We start from the raw sequence: 17898 nt of genomic DNA, 5'->3' as shown, positions 1-17898 counted from the left end.
GATTCTGGTCTTTGGTGGGAGGGTGGCTTTTTCTTGGGAATGCGGGAGCAAGGAATTAGCTGTTCCCGAGGAGCGTGTCGATGAGTTCCGGTGAAAGAAAATCCTGATTATGAATGATGTGATCCAGCAGTGGGACATCTGTGAGGGATTCCAGGATGCCTTTGTTTGTGATCATGGGCGTGTCCATCTCGTCTTCGAGTTGATTGAGGATGATACCGACGCAGGTGAGACCCTTTGCCTTGATGGCACCGAGGGAAAGCAGAATATGGTTCAGTGCTCCCAGGCGATTTGCTGCAACAAGAATCACCGGAAGATTCAGGTCTTTTGCTAGATCCGAGATGAAATATTTCTCCGTCAGCGGGACTTCCCAGCCGCCGGCACCCTCGACAAGCATCATGCCGGATTTTGCGGCGAGCTCTTGGTAGGAACGAACGATTTCCTGCGGGTTGATACTGGTGTTTTCCAGTAAAGCGGCAACATGGGGCGCGAGAGGAGAATGGAAATGCAGCGGATTGATCTCATCCAAGGGCAGGTCGCCGGATGCTGCGGCAAGAATCGTCGCATCTTCACGATCGCCGCAGGAAACCGGCTTGAAGCCAATGGCGTCTGTGCCTTCCGCGCGTAAGGACTCGATGATGAGTTTTGTGACGTAGGTTTTCCCTACTCCGGTATCCGTGCCTGTTATGAAGAAATTCACAGGGGGAGGGAGCTTGCCGCACGCTGGACGGTCAAGCCCAGAAGGTGCGCGGAGGGTTCTTTTTCTCTTCGACCCACCGGTCAATGTCAGTATATCTTCCGCAAGTGATCCACTGTCCGTATTGCCAGACCCTAATTCAGATTGATGCTCCCGAGTGTCCGGCCTGCCGGCTTTCGTATCCGCGGACGAGCGCTTTGGTCGGCGCTTTGCCACGTTTGAATCCGATGGTGGCGGACACCACCGGTCATCTCCGTGGAGCGGATGTCAATCGACTGAAGAAGCAGATTCTAAAAATTCAACGGCGTTTCCCCCAGCTGGTGCTGCAGGTGGTGATGCATCGATTTTCCAGCGAGCATCCATTTTCCATGCACGCGTTCTGGCTTTTCAACGCCGCGGCGATTGCCGGAGAGGGGAAGCGGGGCAGGAAGAACCATGCGCTTATGGTTGTTATCGATCCTTTCCGCATGGATTCCGCGATTGTGCCCGGCTATGGGCTGGAACCCTTATTGCGGCCCGATGCGCTGAATCATCTTCTGGAGCTTTCCGGCCCTGCCTTTGAATCAAAGAACTGGGAAATGGGGCTCAATCTCCTCCTTGATGGGCTCGAAGGCTTGCTGGAAAGTGTCTCGATCGTCAATGAAGGGGTGAAATACGGAGAAAACGAATTTTAGCATTTAGCTTTATGCAAATGCTCTCAGAAAGCCGACTTCCAGAGCTAGCTGTTCGGAGGCGTTCGTTTCCAATGTCTGGCGGAGTTTCTCCAGGGCATCCAGACGCTTGGTGATTTGGAAAATACTCTCTCCCTCCGCGATTTTTTCCAGCTGTCCTGCGGAATCCGGAAAATCCAAGCCACTGGAACCGGTTTTGATACGGATCAGATCGGCGAGCCAGGCAAGGATCACATCCAGATAACGGTTCCGCGCTTCGAGATAATCCGCTTCTGCAGCCGCTTTATGGAAGTCCTCGCGCTCCTTCAGCCAAGAGCCGTCCGTTCCATCCTTGTAGGTGGCGATTTCTTCTTTCGCCGCGACCTTGGCCGCCACTTCGGTTTCGCTTTTTTTCTCGGCCATGAAGTCACTGAACACGGATTTCAAATGAAGGGCGGTGACAGGGTTGCCGAAGCCCTTTGCAGCCACGCGATTGAGCTCGGCGACAAGTTCGTCTCCGCCATTGGCACCGAGCGAGCGACCGCCGGTGAGTTTCACCTGCACGCAGCGGGAAAGGATCGTTGGCAACAGCCGCTGCGGCTTGGTGGTTAAGAGTAAAAGCAAGGTGGCATTCGGTGGTTCCTCCAGAGTTTTCAGGAAAGCGTTCTCCGCTTGCTCGTTCATTCTGTCCGCATCGACAATCACACCGATCTTGGTCTCGCCGCTGGGAGCGGCCAGTTGCAACGTGTGTTCCAGATCGCGGATTTCACTGACTGATATCCGGCGGCTCTTCGAGCGTGGGCGAATCACCCGCACCCAACCGTTTTCCTGCTCATCGAGAGGAGGGACGACAACTTCTACCGGCTGGCCGAAAAGATCCATGCCACCGACCTCACCGGAGCTGTTGACCAGCGAGATGAGCCGCGAGGCAAGCTCTTCCTTGCCGCAGCCGAGATCCCCGGAAATCAGGAAGGCATGAGCCAAGCGCTCGCGCTCGTAAGCGGATTTGATCAGTTCGTATGCTTTTTCAGCGCGTTGGGCCATGGCAGGAGTTTTAGTGGTGAAATCCGGTTTGTTAAATGGATTTTTGCGATTGTTTTGTGCTGGCGGGAAACTTCCGTTCCAGCATGCTGTTAGGTATGAGTTCCTCAGGACTGCTGCTGCGAAATCTTCTGATCCTGCTGATGTTGATCAGTCCGCTCACGGCGGAAGTCCTGCCAAAGGCTTTGGTCGACGCAGAGGAAAAGTATTCTACTGCAGTCCACCAGATTTTATCAAAAGCGAGTAGCGAGGCTGAAGCACGCAAGAATCTGAGCAAACTGAACGATTCTTTTTTAAACCACCTACGTGAGATCAGCCCGAAGCTGCTAGCGGAAGATCGTAGATTGGCTCCGGAGATCGAGCAGCGGATCGAGCTCATAAAGGGCAAGCGGGATCATGCGTTGGAAGTGGCCACACTGGACGCCCGGCTAGCCTTACAAATGTTACGGAATGGCGATGAAGTGGTGACTGCAGCGAAGGTGCCCGCACTCGGTGAAAAAGACATGCCGATAGGTGAATTGAATTCGAAATCCGATGGAGAAAAAGTAAAAATCGGAAATGAGATCGTGTTGGAGGGTAAAGGGAAAAATATTCCCGATGATCACCAGCTACAGGTTTTCGGCATGCCTTATTGGAATGGATTGTTCCCTGTGCTGAGCCCTCAAACGCCCGAGCGTCGATTTGATATCGCCCGCACTGTTAGCGAGACCTGGAAAGGACCGGTGAAATATTACCTATTGTCTGTTCCGCAAGATGTGATGACTGACGTGAGATCATACATGGTGCTCCGCAGGCAATGGGAAGCGGATGAATTTGAACCATCAAAAGTTCCTTCTTTCCGCGGTGGGGCTGCGGAGAATATCTATCTGCAGACTCTGATTGATCTCGGTGCGGTTAAATTAGGTGAGGTGAGTTTCGAGATCGTCGAGTAATTCGGGCGTAGGGAGCTACTCCGTGGTATCGAAGATATTGTTCATCGATGCGAAAAAGCTATCGAGGTCGTCTTCCGACATCTCGGTATTCTGAATGTCATCGAATGTCGTATGCTCGATGTATTTATCGTCCATTTCAGGAATAAATGTGGAGGATTGGCAGCCGGTTTTCTGACCCCATTTCATCCGCACTGTGCAATAAGTCATCGTTAGTGATTCCTGGGCGCGGGTAATTCCCACGTATAACAAACGGCGCTCCTCATCCTTGGTTCCCTCCACAATCGAACGGCTGTGCGGAAGGACGCCTTCTTCCAGACCCACAAGATAGACGATAGGGTATTCCAAGCCCTTCGAGGCGTGCAGAGTGATCAGGGTAGCACCCTTTTTCTTTTCGATATCATCGTCCTCGCGATCGGAAGCAAGAGCGGAATCATCAAGAAAAGACTGGAGCTTTTTACCTTTTTCCACGTGCTGGCGAAGGCTGGCGATGAGGTTGTTGATTGATTCCCCGCGCTGCATCCGCTCCGTGTCGTTTTTGCAGCCACGCTCGATCCATGGCAGATAATCGATTTCCTTGAGCAGATCGCTTAGAACATCCGCCGGGTTTTCCTTGACTAGATCGATGCGGTTTTTCGCGGCAGAGATCACGGCCACGAAGTCTTCGATCGCGCCGCGTGCCTTGGCCCCGATGGTGGTGGTGAAAAACGGATCGCACAATGCCTGCCAGACGGATTGCTGGTTTTCCCGGCTCCAGTCAGTCGCCAGGACGGCGGTGGTCTGGCCAATACCGCGGTTGGGAGAGTTTAGCACACGCAGGAGCGGAACATCGTTGTCCGGAGACACAAGCAGCGCGGCGTAGGCCAATACATCGCGGATTTCACGCCGGTCGTAAAAGGATTGGGCACCGACCATCCGGTAGGGAATTTTCCTGTCGCGGAGTGCCAGTTCCAATTTGCGGGATTGGCCATTGGTGCGGAAAAGGATCGCGAAATCCTCCCATTCGCGGCCGACTGCGGTTTTCTCCCCAAGTATCTCATCTGCGATGAAATCTGCCTCTTCGTCATCACCCGGCATGGCGACAAGCCGCACATTCTGTCCCGCACCTTTTGTCGAACGGAGAGCTTTTTCCCGGCGGCCGACGTTATGTCTGATCAGGGAGTTTGCGGTATGGAGAATAGCTTCGGAGGAGCGGTAATTTTCCTCCAACCGGATAATTTTCGGATTCGGGAAAAAGTTTTCAAACTCCAGGATGTTGGCCACTTCGGCACCCCGCCAGCCGTAGATGGATTGATCGTCATCGCCGACGACGCACACGTGATAGGGCTCTCCCACGAGCTGTTGCAAAAGCCTCATCTGGAGGGAGTTTGTGTCCTGGAACTCATCCACCGTCACCCGGGTGTAGAGCTTGCGGAAGTGATCCCGGACATCGGAGTGCTCCCGTAGAACTTGCTCGGCAAGTAACAGGAGATCATCGAAATCCACGGCGTTTTGGGCGCGAAGTTCATTTTGATAGGCGACTGCCAGCTGCGCGAAATAATCGTCTTGAAGGTCGGCGAGATCGATCCCTTTGTTTTTCGCCTTTGAGATCTCCGAGAGCACATTCTCCGCTTTTATTTTCTCATCGGTGCCTCCTTTGCGGACGAGGAGATTTTTCATAATGCCGACCTGGTCCGAGTAGGCGGTGATGGAGAAATTCTTTTTGTATCCCAGCTTATCGATACCGCCACGAAGCAGCCGCACACAGAGCGAGTGGAAGGTGCAGACGGTCATCTGGTTGGCGGCATGCTTTGAGACCATCCCGCCGATACGTTCCTTCATCTCGGAGGCGGCCTTGTTGGTGAAAGTCACCGCGAGAATCTCCGCGGGATTGACCTTTTTCTCGAGCATGTGTGCGATGCGGCATGTTACCGTGCGGGTTTTGCCTGTGCCCGCACCGGCGAGGATCATTACCGGACCATCGAGATTGGCTACAGCTTCGCGCTGCGCGTGGTTCAGGGATTCAAATGCAAAGTCGTTGGCCATGGGTGCGAGTGGGAATGAATATCGGCGCGATGCTTTTGGCAATGGCTTAGGGAATTTTCACTGGCAACGGATGTGAATAACTTATCAATCAATCGTTCGAAACGTGATGGCACCGGATATTTTGAGGAAAAAAGCCGCACCCATCGCTAGGGATGGATGCGGCTTGGTCTTAGCGAAATTGATCTTTTGGACGAAATTCGGATTTCAGAATGAAGACAGGTTTTAGGTTCTTCACTCTGAAGTCTGAACGCTCCGCTGGATCAGGACGCGCGACGATAGTTTGGTGCTTGGATGGTGCGTGTTTCTTTGCTTCCACCCGTGCAGATGTAGCGCTCGGCATCGACAGTGACGACCTTTAGTCCCATGTAATAGGTTTCATGCAGGGTGCTAACGGCTTCTTCGCCGAAGGCCTGGCCAAGGTGGGTGCGGAGAAGTTCCGCCTCTTCGCGGCCAAGGTAGAGAAATGCTGGTGATTTCCCTTCCGTGGATTTCTCACGAATGATGCGGGCTACGGCTACGGTATCCCATGTGTTCCCGAACTTGTGCTCGCTGGGGCGCGAGTAGAGATCGGGATACGTTTTGTTTACAAATGCAGTGTTCATATGTGTGTGTTGCTTATTTAGCAGTGGCTATGCCACTTCATTGCTTAAGGTAAGTTGAGCAATTTCGGCTGACAAATACGCCACTTGCTTCCGTGACCTATCACCGAAAATGCGCTTCGTCTATCCCTGCTGTTGACTCTTCGGCAATGCCGCCGGAATAATGTGCCCGCGAAACGCTCATATCTGAACTTATCATGGAAAACGTCATCATCATCGGCACCGGCTGCGCCGGATACACAGCCGCCATCTACACTGCCCGCGCGAATCTTTCTCCTCTCCTCATTTCCGGCACCCAGCCAGGTGGACAGCTTACGACTACCACCGAGGTGGAAAATTTCCCCGGATTTCCCGAAGGAATCATGGGACCGGAGATGATGATGAACATGCAGAAGCAAGCGGAGAAGTTCGGTGCCCGGATTCAATATGCCACTGTGGAATCGATCACCAAGGAAACGGACGGAACCTTCCGCGTGCATATCGGCGGAGAAGCATTGGCGTCCAAAACCATTATTATTGCCACCGGTGCGGCACCGCGCCATTTGGGCCTGCCGAACGAGAAGGAACTCATCGGCCGCGGTCTTACTTCCTGCGCCACTTGTGATGGTGCGTTCTACCGTGATGTGCCGGTGGCGGTCATCGGGGGCGGAGACAGTGCTTGCGAGGAGGCAGGCTTTCTCACCCGTTTTGCCAGCAAGGTATACCTCATCCACCGCCGTGATGAGCTCCGTGCCTCCAAAATCATGGCAGAGCGTGCTTTGGAAAATCCAAAAATCGAGCCAGTGTGGAACTCAGGAGTGGAAGAATACCTCACCAATGAAAAAGGTGAGATGCGTGCGGTGAGATTGAAAAATCTTGTCGATGGCAGCGAGAGGGAGCTGGAGGTTGAGTGCGTTTTCGTAGCGATCGGCCACGTGCCAAACAGCAGCTTCGTGAGCGGCCTTGTGGATCTTGATGAAAACGGATATATCCTGCAAACGCCGGGACGCACCTCGACGAAAACCGAAGGCCTCTTCGCAGCAGGTGACGTTGCCGATCACTACTACCGCCAGGCAATTACTGCCGCGGGCCAGGGATGCGCGGCAGCTCTCGAAGCCGAGCGTTACCTTGCGGAGCACGAGTAATTCCTCGTCCATTTTCCTTTGGGGAGACTCCCTTCAAAAAGCCTATGCCGTATCTCGCGGCATAGGCTTTTTTTCCATATCGAAGCGAGGTTATTTGGGCTCTTGGGAATCCTGTTTCAAGACTTTGAAGACCTCAGCCGGAACGTAACGTTTCACCGTCTCTTCCCAGCCTTCGGGCCCGGTCAGGCTTTTGATCATGCTTGAAGAGAGTTCGGCAATATCACGTGGCGGCATAAGGAAAACGGTTGTGATTTCCGGCGCCATATCCGAGTTGATGTGGCGCATGACCCTCTCATACTCGTAATCATTCGGTGACCGGATTCCGCGTAGAACGTATGCCGCTTTTTTCTTCTTTGCGTAATCGACAAGATAGCGGTTGTCGAAATGCGATACCTCCAGCCGTTGGCTTTTTGGCGCGGAGGCCCGCAGCATCTCCAGCCTTTCCTCCAAGGTGTAGGAGTAGGTTTTCGCCGGATTGCTGCCGATTGCGACGATCAGGCGGTCAAACATCTCCAAACCGCGCTCGATCATCCATAGATGGCCGTTGGTCGGAGGATCAAAGGAACCGGCGTAGACTGCGATGCGCATGAGTTCAGCTTAGATGGTGGATTCTGGAGAGTGGAGGAGAAAATACCTATGCTTCTTTGATCAGGAGTGAAGCGTGGAAGCCATCATGTCCCGTCTCGGAGGGTAGTAGATTGTGCTGTGATAAAAGACGGTATTTGCCCGGATGTTTTTCCATGAGTTTGGTGATTTGATCCTGGTTTTCGGAGGGGAGAATGGAGCAGGTGGCGTAGAGAAGCTTGCCGCCGGACTTCAGCATTTGGGGATAATTTTCCAATAGCTCAGCCTGAATGGAGCGGACACGATCCAGCGATGATGGCTTGAGCCGCCATTTAAGATCCGGCTGGCGCTTCAATGTGCCGAGCCCGGAGCATGGTGAATCAATGAGCAAGGCATCCGCGACATCGGCGAAGTCCACGTGGATTGTTTCGGTAATCGGCTTCGGGGAAATGGCGGTGGCGCGGGCACGTTTGGCTCTGTATTGGAGTTGTTTGAGTTTTTTCTGATCCACGTCCATGGCGAAGACCCGTGCTTCATTATTGCTTAGGGCTGCGAGGTGAAGAGCCTTTCCGCCGGCCCCGGAGCAGGCGTCGATGATACGTTGGCCGGGCTGTGGATCGAGGAGTGGAGCAATGTATTGGGAGGAGGGATCCTGGATTTCGATGCGTCCGTCCAAGCGGAGGGATTTTGGCAGAATTTTACCTGGTTCTAGAGCAAGAGCATGCGGATGGCCTTCGATTCTGCTCGCCTGGACATTGTGCTCGGAAAGCCAATCCAGCGTGTCTTCCACTGTCGAAAGCAATGTGTTGACGCGCAGAAAAACCGAGGGTTTCTGGTTCAGGGCGGAGAGCTGCGGCTCCCACTTTTCGCCGAGTTCCTTTTCTCCGAGCTGGTCGAGCCAATCCGGAATCGACTGACGGACTGCCCGGGGCTGTTCTGCCAGCAAAGCTTGGCGCGCCAAAATGTCTTCCGCCGGTAGACCATTGTAGGTGCACCATTCCGGGAGCTCATAGCCCATAAGTATCCATTGAGCGCAGAGCAACGACTGGGTTTCTTCAGAATCCACAAGAAAGGAATGGGCCCGCCGCCAGCGTGTTACCTCGAAAAGGGATTCCGCAACGAAGGAGCGATCGCGTTTTCCCCATTTCGGATTTTCCTCGAAGGCTGTCGCCAGCTCGTGATCGAGAACGCGATGATTGACGAGAACTGATTTGGCAAGTTCGAGAGTGGAGGCGCAGAGGTGGCGGTGAAGTTTCATAAATGGCTGCTGGTGTGAATTGAGCGATATATGCTCCGGCGGAGCTTGGAAGTGAGTTGCAAATGCAGGCGGGCTGTGCTGAGACTGCGCGCGTGGCTAAGGTTCATTTAAAGTATCAGACGTTTCATCCTTCGATATGGCCGAAGATGGTGGGGGAGGTTTCACGGGATGCAAAGGCCGGAGATTTGGTGGAGGTGATTGGGAAGCAGGGGACGAGGTTTGGCTGGGGCTTATGGAATCCCAAAGCACGTATGCCGCTGCGAATGGTAAGCCATTCTTTGGATGATCTTGACGAGAGTTTTTTTGACAGGGCGATTGAGAGAGCTGGCGAACTACGCCGTGGTTTTCTTAAACTCGATGATGAGACAGAATGCTATCGCGCGATTCATGGCGATGCCGATTTTCTGCCCGGCATGGTTGCCGATAAGTTTGGCGATGTTTTATCCGTGGAAATCACGGCATTCGCCGCATGGATGCGTCTGGAGGGCTGGCTACCAAAGCTTCACGAAGCCTTCGGCACAAAACGGGTGGTGGTGCAGGTGGATACGGATCTGGCCCGGATAGAGGGCATCCCGAGATCCGGCGGAGTGGAAAGCGATCATGTGCGATTGGTGAAAGTGGTGGAGAACGGTATCCGCTATGAGATTGATTTTTCCAACGGACACAAAACAGGTTTTTTCTGCGATCAACGGGATAACCGGAAAAGATTCCGGGAAATGGCGGAAGGGAAATCCGTATTGGATCTTTGTTGTTACTCCGGCGGTTTCTCGGTTTCCGCCGCTCTGGGCGGTGCCGGTGATGTAACCGCTGTCGATCTGGACGAAGCAGCTGTCGCGATGGCCAAGCGCAATGCGAATTTAAACGATGCGAAAATAAAGCTAACTCATGCGGACGCCTTCACCTGGGTGCGGACGATGATAGAGAACGGTCGCAAGTGGGATATCGTCATGGTGGATCCGCCGAAGTTTATGTTCGGGAAAGATGATGAAACCGGCTATGCGAAATATCATGATCTTAATAAACTTGCGGTGCAGCTGGTTGAGAAAGACGGTGTGATGGTAACTTGCTCGTGCTCGGGGCATCTAACGGTCGATGGTTTTGAAAATATCGTAACCAATGTCATCCATCGCCAGGACAAGAGACTGCAGGTCTTTGATCGCACAGGAGCTGGCGGAGATCATCCAACGTTATCAAATTATCCTGAATCGCGTTATCTAAAGGCAATCTGGGGACGGGTAATTGGCTGAGCGATTATATAATCAGGATTTTTAAAATATATGAATCACCTGTCGACGCTGAGGATTTCCTTGTGTTTGGACAGATGAGTTGGGTAATTTCGCAATCGATTTTATAGATATGGATTTTTCATTTACACGAATCAAAGGGGGGATCGGTGCCGCCAGGGGTTTTCTATCCAGTGCCGTTAGCTGCGGGATCAAAAATCCGGATAGCGATCGATTGGATCTCGCTTTGATTTACTCGGAGTCTCCTTGTGTCTCAGCCGGGACGTTCACGACGAACAAGGTGAAAGCAGCTCCGGTGCGTGTGTCTCAAAACCACTTACGGAAGGGCGCGATACGCGCGATTGTTGCGAACTCCGGCAATGCGAATGCTTGCACCGGCTTGCAGGGGATCAATGATGCGAATGAAATGTGTCTCTCGGTGGCGAAAGGTCTGGGTCTTAAGAAGACGGAAGTCGGTGTTTGCTCCACGGGAGTCATCGGATTGCCGATGCCAATGATGAGATTGGCACCGAAAATGCCGGAGTTGATAGAAGGCTTGGCAGCCAAGCGCGGAAACGATGTGGCGCGTGCGATCATCACCAGCGATACCCATGAGAAGGAGATCGCGATCTCGTTTGATATGGGAGATCACCGGGTGAGGCTGGGCGGATGTGTCAAAGGGGCTGGAATGATCTGCCCGAGCATGGCAACGATGTTGTGCTTCATCACCACCGATGCGAATATCTCAAGCGACAATTTGCGCAAAGCCGTGCAGGAGGCGGTGGAGGAAAGCTTTAACCGCATTACAATCGACGGCGATATGAGCACGAACGATACCGTGCTGGTATTGGCCAACGGTGCCTCTGGAATGCCACGGATGCGTCGCAATGGATCCGACTGCAATAAATTCCGCAAGGCACTTTCCTGGCTGATGTTGGAGCTGGCGAAGGCGATCGTGCGCGATGGCGAACGGGTGACGAAATTTGTTACTGTAAACGTCAAAGGCGCCAAGACCCATCTGGATGCCAAAAAGGTCGCGGAGGCAGTCTGCAAATCCGCTTTGGTGAAGTCCTCGTGGAATGGAGGCGATCCGAACTGGGGGCGTATCATTCACGCTGTCGGCTATTCGCGCGCACGGATCCGTGAGGAGCTGATCGATATTTCCATTGGTGGAAAAGCCGCATGTTTGGGCGGCCTCCAGGCGGATACTCCGATGGACCAGCTGCGAGCGGCGGTGGCGGAGCCGGAGTTTGAGATTGAAATCAACCTCAACCAGGGAGAAGCGGAGTATCGCATGTATTCGAGTGACCTCTCCCCCGAATATGTCGATTTCAATCGCTCGGAGTATGCTTACTGGAAGCAGGCGCGCAAAGATGGCTTGGTCTAGCACTATGAGTGCCGGCAAGCGTTACAACTTGTAACGTCCACCGCTGGCTCTGCGCAGAGGCTCGAAAAGTGAGTCCATTCCACATTCCTTGATTTCGCAAACATGTGCCATCAGCTCACCCAGGCGCCCCTTGGGAAAGGTGCGTTGCTTGAACCACAGTAAATATTCTTCCGGTAAATCATAGATGGGCACGCCTCTGGGAGGGTATTTCTCTTTGCCAAACATTCCAAATGGCATGTGGGTTTGGTGAATTTCAAGAAGTAGATTGCGGAAGTCATCTCGATCGATATCGGTGAAGTTCATTGGGAATGGGAAGAAGTGGGTGCTGGCAGGTGGACTGATTTTCCACGAAGATGGAACGGATTGAGATGCGGACTTGCGAGCCTGCGGAAGCTGGCTAGATTCGGCGGGTGATGATTAAATTTTTGCACACACGCATCCGGGTGAAAAGTTTGGAAAAATCGATCGAGTTTTATGAAAAGCTCGGCTACACGCTCGCCGAGCAAAGGGATTCGCCCCAAGGGAATCGTCTGGCTTTTCTAAAGCTGGAAGGGAATGAGGTTTTTCTGGAGCTGACATGGTCTGCCGATTATACGGAGAGCTGCCCGGAAGATCTGATGCACACCGCTTTGGGAGTGAGTGACATCGTGGAATATTGCGATAAGGTGGAAAAGTCCGGTATCGAGATCTGGCCGAGCGGATGGCGTGAAAAGTTCACAGGCGGGGAACGCAAAATGGCTTTTGTGACAGATCCTGACGGCTACGAAGTGGAAATTCTGGAACGTTAATCATGGCTCAGACGGTCACATCACTTGCCTGTTTCCTCTGTGCGGTGTTTTCCTCCTTTGGGGCAAATGCTTTACCGGTGAATGACAAAAAGGCGCCGCAGTCCAGGGAAGATCTGCTAATGATCGAAAAGGCCTTGAAGGCTGCTTTACCCCAAACGAGTGCGGCAACGGTTTGCATCGATCTTGGCGAAGGCACAGGGAGTGGTGTAATCGTGTCCGCAGATGGGCTGGTCATGACTGCCGCTCACGTGTCCACCGGAGTCGGGAAAAAAGTCACAGTGATCATGCCGGATGGCAAGAAGCTCAAAGGGAAGACGCTGGGACTTATGGCTGATAAAGACGCAGCTTTGGTTCAAATCATTTCCGAGGGGCCCTTCCCGTTTGTTGAAATTGACCGGACGGATGGCACGAAACTCGGCGACTGGGTGTTTTCACTGGGTTACGCGGGAGGATTTGATGAAAGCCGGGGGGCGGTAGCACGTCTCTCGCGGTTGGTGCGTGTCGCACAATCGACTTATCAGACAGATGGGACCTTGATCGGTGGTGATTCCGGCGGGCCTTTATTCGATCTGGAGGGTCGCTTGATTGGAATTCACTCACGGGTGGGAGCCGCGTTGGCGATGAATATGCATGTTCCCGTGAAGATTTTCATCGAAGGCTGGGATAGAATGCTTGCTTCCGAGTTTATTGGCGAGGGGCCGTTCGCGACGAAGCCGGAGAAAGGAAAAGGGTTTCTCGGAGTGGCTACCAAAGACGTTCAGGGTGGGCTCGAGGTTACCAAAGTCGGTAAGAGCAGTCCTGCAGAGGCGGCAGGCATTCAGGAAGGTGACCTATTGCGGACGCTTAACGGAGAAGCTCTGGAAACCCGCGATGATCTGAAGCGGATCTTGGCGGAGCTTGCTGCCGGCGATGCCTTGGTAATAGATTTCACACGGAATGGAAAAGAAGGAACCATCAATTTTGAACTCGGCGAGCGCTAGATTAGGAATTGTCATTTTGTCTCAGGCTTTGGTCTGCGGAAGCTTGGACGCCCAACAAAGTTTGGAATCGACCTATCGGATTTCCGGGGAGGGGGTTACATCCGCTTTCGAGGAACAAAGGGAGGTTATCCAGAAGTCCAGCGCGGTGATTTATAATGGACGTGAGGAAATCGCTTATGGCGTTGTCGTTTCGCCGGATGGATACATTTTGACCAAAGCGAGCGAGGTTCAGGAAATCAACGATCTGGATGCGAGGGTGGATCGGGAATATTTCAAAAGCGTGAAGCTGGTGATGGTGGATCCACGCTGGGATGTTGCTTTGCTGAAAGTCGATGGCAAGGGCCTGGTTCCTGTGGAATACGCATCCACAGGTGAAATCCCGCAGGGGACCTGGGTCGTTGTCAATGGTGCTACCAGCCGCACGAAGCGTCGTGTGCTGGCCGGTATCATCAGCGCGAGGCCCAGAGAAATTCTTCCCGAAGGAGGCGCGGTCCTCGGGGTGCAGCTGGAGGAGGAAGGCGAAGAAGTGGAAGTCAAGGAAGTGACAGAAGGAAGCGGCGCAGAAGATGCTGGCGTGAAAGCCGGGGATGTGGTGCTGGCAGTAGGTGGGATTCCCGTGATGGAGGTTGAGGATCTAACCGCGGCCCTTGAGGATAAAAAGGCAGGTGAGAAGATCAAAGTCGCGCTGAAACGAGGTGAGGAGACTTTGGAACTCTCGGTGAGGCTCGCGGCCCGCGGGGAGCTTTTTGCGGAAGTGACACGAAATGACCAGATGAGTGGCGATTATTCCAAGCGTCGCAGTGGTTTCCCCCGTATCATTCAGCACGACATTCTAGCCAACAGTCACACGATGGGTGGCCCGGTGATCGATTTGGACGGCCGTATGGTTGGAATGAATATCGCACGTGCCAATCGTGCGGAGACTTTCGCGATCCCCGTGGAAGAAGTGCGGAAACTCGCAAAAGGGATGATAGCACAGGCTGCCGAATGATCCTCACGGAAAGGATGTAATATTTGCGGTATGTTGTGGCTTGCCAACGGGCTGCGTATTTTCAACCTTTCCAGCGCCTGATGTCAGAATCTCTTCCAGAAGAAACTTTATTACTTGTCGATCCAGATTTGGACTTTCTCGACTGGGCCACGAAACATTTGGCTGCCAAAGGATTACGCATCTTACGCTGCGATGATGCCGGCAAAGCAATCAAAGTGATTGAGAAAACTCCGGTAAACGTAGTCGTCTCCGCTGTGCTGTTGCAGCCATTCGATGGCTTGGATCTGCTTAGCCGTATCCGCACCCAGAGCCCGGATACGCTTGTGATACTTACGACCGGCTTTCCGACCACCGGGCAAATAATTGAAGCCACACAAAAGGGTGCCCACGATGTCCTTCGCAAGGAATCGCTCTCTTTCGAGTTGCGTCCGGTGGTGGAGTCCGCCTTGCAAACGGTGGAAGATCGCCGTGGCGCGGTGGAGCCATTGCCGGAAATGCCAAGTGGCGATGGGCGCGTGAAAATCATCGGAGTTTCCCGGGCTCTTCAGGATGTTTTCAAGCTGGTGGGACGCGTGGCCAGATCGGACGCGCCCGTTCTTATTTCCGGAGAAAGTGGGACGGGAAAAGAGCTGGTTGCCAAAGCGGTGCATGAATACAGCCCGCGCAGGCAGCAGGAGATGATCACCATAAACTGCGGCGCGATTCCCGAGAATCTTTTGGAAAGTGAGCTCTTCGGACACGAAAAAGGCTCTTTCACTGGAGCAATTGCCAAGCGTTCCGGTCGTTTTGAGCAGGCGGACGGTGGCACGCTATTTCTCGATGAAATCGGAGATATGCCACTTTCCATCCAAGTAAAACTTCTGAGAGTCCTCCAAGATGGCACATTCTCCAGGGTTGGCTCCAATGATACGATTAAAACCGATGTTCGCATTGTAGCAGCCACTCACAAGAACCTGGCTGCGGAAGTTTCCGCCGGCCGGTTTCGCGAAGATCTTTTCTACCGCCTGAATGTTGTGGAGCTGCGTATCCCGCCACTAAGGGAACGTCCTGAGGATATCCCTTTGCTAGCGGAATATTTTCTCCAAAGAATTACCCGCAAGAATGGTATGGCGAGAATCCGTATTTCGGCCGAGGCCACGGCATCGCTGGCCAGCCACCATTGGCCGGGAAATGTCCGCGAATTGGAAAACACCATTGCCCGTGCGTGTGCCTTGGCTTCGTCGCAAATCCTACTTCCCGCAGATATTCCGCTTTCGTCCGCGCCAGGCAAAACCTCTGCCTTGGCCCATGGGCTGGATCAGATCATCAATTCCGCGCCGTCTGATGCGCCATTGGTCGAGTGGATCACCAAACAAGTGGCAGGCAGACTTCTTGATCGTTCCGGAGGCGATTTCAAAGAAGCTTCCATCTTGCTCGGAGTGGAGCAAATGGAGCTGAAACGTATTCTTTCATCGAAAACTGTCTGATTCCGGATCGACTCAAAAAAGGAAATCCACAACAGGTGCTGCGGAAGTTTTTTTTGAGTCGTCGGGTCCCGTGGATTATTTGCGGGGAAGCGGTTTCAGATTCCGGATAATCAGAATGGCATCCGCCTCTCCACGCCATGGACGCCAGTCCCAGAATCCGAGATCTTTTTCGATATACTTTGTCTCTTTGCTGTATTCACCCGTCAGGGTATTGAACCATTGCTGGGTGGCGTTCGAGTAGTCGAACTCCGACCGTAATTGTCCATCCACTCCAATGTAATGGTTTTCCTTTGGAGTATACATGAGGATGATTCCGTCTTTTCTGTTCGTCAGATTGTAGCCGCTGGAGTTCTGATTTGAGAGAGGGACACAATTTTCGAAATGAACGGTGTCGAATAATTTCCGCATGTGGGAAAAATAGTCGAAGTGGGGTTTGATAAATTCCGCAGGCTGTTCAAACGGATTGTGAATTAGGACATTCCAGGATGCGCCCTGCCAATAGTAAGTCGTATATCCTCCGGCGAACAGGCAGAGATAGTTTCTGCGGAGACAAGCTTCCGCGTCCGCATAGGCACCCGGAAAAACAACGTATGGCGATTCCTCATAGCCTCCGTGCTCAATATTGAAAATCGGCTTCCCGGGAAAATCCTTCCTTGCCTCCAGCATGTGCTGATAAAGTGTGTGTTTCCAGTTTTGCATGGAAATGAAATCGACCTCCTCGGGATGATTGCGGCAAAACCCGTAATCGTGAACGGAAATCAACCGGCCATACGAATCAAGTTCTCTGGTCCGCTCAATCCTCTCAGAGATATACTCTTTGGTAGCCCGGGTTCTGTGAAGTGCTTCCTTGGAGACATCCCAGATCATATTCGGAAAGGCCTGATAACGCTTCACCACATAATCGTAATACATATTATCTGCCTCGGATTCCATCTCCGGCCATGCGACCAGTTTGTTCCAGACATAGATCATCAGGTGGCAGGCAAGCGCCCGATCATCCATTTCTGAGATGACTTTGTCGAAATGCTTGAAAAAAGCGATATTAAGCGAGCTATAGTCAGGATTCGAATTCGAACCGAGAAAGGGAAAAATATCTTCACGCCCGCCATATTCATGCTCCGGGTGTTTTTTGAGGAGTGGATCCTTAGGCCATGAGACATCATAGGAATAGACGTTCATGACGATTTGATTGAATCCATTTTTCTCAATTTGATCGAGTAGATGCCTTGTTTTCGGGAGGTCGGGAGTTCCATAATCGAGCGCGAATAGCCAGTCGCATTCGAAAGCGAGATTGAAATAGTGGGAGCCATCCTCGTAGAAGAAATGCTGGGGGTGGGCTTTGTTGAGAACTATGCCGCCGCGGCGCTTGGGAGAGGTGTTCCTAGTGACGATGAATTCGCCTTTTACTCCGTCCAATCCAGGAATCTCGGACTCAAGAACGAAGCTTTTTTTCCCCACCGTCGAGCTTGAGTAACGGAACAACCATTCGTTGCCGCTATTGTAGAAGAGGGGGATTTTTTGAGATTCTTTCTGGTCATTCTCAGCTGTTACGATCGCAAATACCTTTTTGGCGAAAGGAGAATCAATGTTCTCATCCAAATGATAAACGAGATCATTCACCTGCCATTGTGAGATTTCCATCGAAGTCTGTTTCTCTGGCTCCGTCCATAGCTTGATCTCCGCTTGGGCTGACTGGAACAGGGCTGAGATAAGGAGAAATCCGGCAATAATTTTCCGTTCTAGGTGTTTTTTGTAGCTCATGGGTTTTATTTCGTCTGGAGAGTATGTGCGAAAAATGATGAATTTCGCATTTAAGTGACTCCGAAGCTACAGGGCTTATTAATAAATAGTAAACAATCTTCCGCGATTTGTAGGCGCAGCCTGGTTTGATTTTTCCGGGAATCGTTGGGTCCCACGCTGTGGGGTGACAGAGCGGAAAAAAAACGTCGGCTTTTAAAATTCTGGTTTGCCATGATCACAAGCGTGACTAGATTCGCCGTCTACTGCTGTGTTCGACCATTTTGGAAGCTGGCCCGGACCGATGTTAATATTAGGGATCACTATCCGATTGGCGACTGTCATGCCTTCTCAGGAAGACATGCAACCCTTTGGACGATCCCACCTGTTGAGTCTCCGGAACGTGGCTCACAGCCCCAAGGACGGCACAGCGGTTACTTCT

17 protein-coding genes are annotated in these 17898 nt (G+C 52.5%); 9 read left to right on the top strand and 8 right to left on the bottom strand.

All coding sequences use genetic code 11. The annotated features are described in order from the left end of the window. Nucleotides 1-55: 55 nt before the first annotated feature. On the bottom strand, nt 56-697 hold the full coding sequence (gene bioD, locus ACFSSA_RS04875) for a dethiobiotin synthase (RefSeq protein ID WP_386818855.1): 642 nt from the start codon (nt 695-697) through the stop codon (nt 56-58). Between the two features lie 83 nt (nt 698-780). On the opposite strand from bioD, the gene ACFSSA_RS04870 reads away from it, so the two are divergent. Then, complete coding sequence (locus tag ACFSSA_RS04870) at nt 781-1368, top strand: TPM domain-containing protein (RefSeq protein ID WP_386818853.1); 588 nt, start codon at nt 781-783, stop codon at nt 1366-1368. A 9-nt stretch (nt 1369-1377) separates the two neighbouring features. On the opposite strand, the gene ACFSSA_RS04865 is transcribed toward ACFSSA_RS04870, so the two are convergent. After that, entirely contained in the window at nt 1378-2388 is a 1011-nt protein-coding gene (locus tag ACFSSA_RS04865; RefSeq protein ID WP_386818852.1) for a hypothetical protein, read from the bottom strand. Nucleotides 2389-2483: 95 nt separating this feature from the next. On the opposite strand from ACFSSA_RS04865, the gene ACFSSA_RS04860 reads away from it, so the two are divergent. Then, nucleotides 2484-3317, top strand: a complete 834-nt coding sequence (locus ACFSSA_RS04860) for a hypothetical protein (RefSeq protein WP_386818850.1) — start codon at nt 2484-2486, stop codon at nt 3315-3317. A gap of 15 nt (nt 3318-3332) precedes the next feature. Here the strand turns inward: ACFSSA_RS04860 and ACFSSA_RS04855 are convergent, their stop codons facing one another. Together ACFSSA_RS04855 and ACFSSA_RS04850 are read right to left on the bottom strand one after the other, a co-directional pair. After that, nucleotides 3333-5339: an ATP-dependent helicase gene (locus ACFSSA_RS04855; protein WP_386818849.1), complete on the bottom strand. Its 2007-nt coding sequence runs from the start codon at nt 5337-5339 to the stop codon at nt 3333-3335. A gap of 260 nt (nt 5340-5599) precedes the next feature. After that, nucleotides 5600-5941, bottom strand: a complete 342-nt coding sequence (locus tag ACFSSA_RS04850) for a hypothetical protein (RefSeq protein ID WP_386818848.1) — start codon at nt 5939-5941, stop codon at nt 5600-5602. A gap of 194 nt (nt 5942-6135) precedes the next feature. On the opposite strand from ACFSSA_RS04850, the gene trxB reads away from it, so the two are divergent. Further along, complete coding sequence (trxB, locus tag ACFSSA_RS04845; protein WP_386818847.1) at nt 6136-7062, top strand: thioredoxin-disulfide reductase; 927 nt, start codon at nt 6136-6138, stop codon at nt 7060-7062. Nucleotides 7063-7152: 90 nt separating this feature from the next. Here trxB and coaD read toward each other — a convergent pair whose 3' ends face one another. Continuing rightward, nucleotides 7153-7650 (bottom strand): pantetheine-phosphate adenylyltransferase, encoded by a 498-nt coding sequence (coaD, locus tag ACFSSA_RS04840; RefSeq protein WP_386818846.1) that lies wholly within the window; start codon nt 7648-7650, stop codon nt 7153-7155. Between the two features lie 46 nt (nt 7651-7696). After that, nucleotides 7697-8884 (bottom strand): RsmB/NOP family class I SAM-dependent RNA methyltransferase, encoded by a 1188-nt coding sequence (locus ACFSSA_RS04835; RefSeq protein WP_386818845.1) that lies wholly within the window; start codon nt 8882-8884, stop codon nt 7697-7699. Nucleotides 8885-8976: 92 nt separating this feature from the next. Between ACFSSA_RS04835 and ACFSSA_RS04830 the strand changes: the two genes are divergently transcribed. Together ACFSSA_RS04830 and argJ are read left to right on the top strand one after the other, a co-directional pair. Then, on the top strand, nt 8977-10131 hold the full coding sequence (locus ACFSSA_RS04830; protein ID WP_386818844.1) for a class I SAM-dependent rRNA methyltransferase: 1155 nt from the start codon (nt 8977-8979) through the stop codon (nt 10129-10131). Nucleotides 10132-10240: 109 nt separating this feature from the next. Next, nucleotides 10241-11494 (top strand): bifunctional glutamate N-acetyltransferase/amino-acid acetyltransferase ArgJ, encoded by a 1254-nt coding sequence (gene argJ / locus ACFSSA_RS04825; protein ID WP_386818843.1) that lies wholly within the window; start codon nt 10241-10243, stop codon nt 11492-11494. 21 nt (nt 11495-11515) lie between these two features. Here argJ and ACFSSA_RS04820 read toward each other — a convergent pair whose 3' ends face one another. Next, a complete protein-coding gene (locus ACFSSA_RS04820; protein ID WP_386818841.1) occupies nt 11516-11797 on the bottom strand; it encodes a DUF3820 family protein in 282 nt (93 codons plus the stop codon). Between the two features lie 110 nt (nt 11798-11907). On the opposite strand from ACFSSA_RS04820, the gene ACFSSA_RS04815 reads away from it, so the two are divergent. The 4 genes from ACFSSA_RS04815 (at nt 11908) to ACFSSA_RS04800 (ending at nt 15719) form a co-directional block, all read left to right on the top strand. Further along, on the top strand, nt 11908-12282 hold the full coding sequence (locus tag ACFSSA_RS04815) for a VOC family protein (RefSeq protein ID WP_386818839.1): 375 nt from the start codon (nt 11908-11910) through the stop codon (nt 12280-12282). A 2-nt stretch (nt 12283-12284) separates the two neighbouring features. Further along, nucleotides 12285-13262 carry a S1C family serine protease gene (locus ACFSSA_RS04810; RefSeq protein ID WP_386818838.1) on the top strand — a complete coding sequence of 326 codons (978 nt, stop codon included), beginning with the start codon at nt 12285-12287 and terminating at the stop codon, nt 13260-13262. A gap of 43 nt (nt 13263-13305) precedes the next feature. Continuing rightward, nucleotides 13306-14253, top strand: a complete 948-nt coding sequence (locus tag ACFSSA_RS04805) for a trypsin-like peptidase domain-containing protein (protein ID WP_386818836.1) — start codon at nt 13306-13308, stop codon at nt 14251-14253. Nucleotides 14254-14333: 80 nt separating this feature from the next. Continuing rightward, nucleotides 14334-15719 (top strand): sigma-54-dependent transcriptional regulator, encoded by a 1386-nt coding sequence (locus tag ACFSSA_RS04800; RefSeq protein WP_386818834.1) that lies wholly within the window; start codon nt 14334-14336, stop codon nt 15717-15719. Between the two features lie 75 nt (nt 15720-15794). Here ACFSSA_RS04800 and ACFSSA_RS04795 read toward each other — a convergent pair whose 3' ends face one another. Next, nucleotides 15795-17480 (bottom strand): apiosidase-like domain-containing protein, encoded by a 1686-nt coding sequence (locus tag ACFSSA_RS04795; protein WP_386818832.1) that lies wholly within the window; start codon nt 17478-17480, stop codon nt 15795-15797. Between the last annotated feature and the right edge of the window lie 418 nt (nt 17481-17898).

The sequence above is a fragment of the Luteolibacter algae genome, assembly GCF_042683045.1.
GTDB lineage: Bacteria > Verrucomicrobiota > Verrucomicrobiia > Verrucomicrobiales > Akkermansiaceae > Luteolibacter > Luteolibacter algae.
Note: the sequence above shows the minus strand (reverse complement) of the source record. Positions and strands in the feature narration are given on the sequence as shown.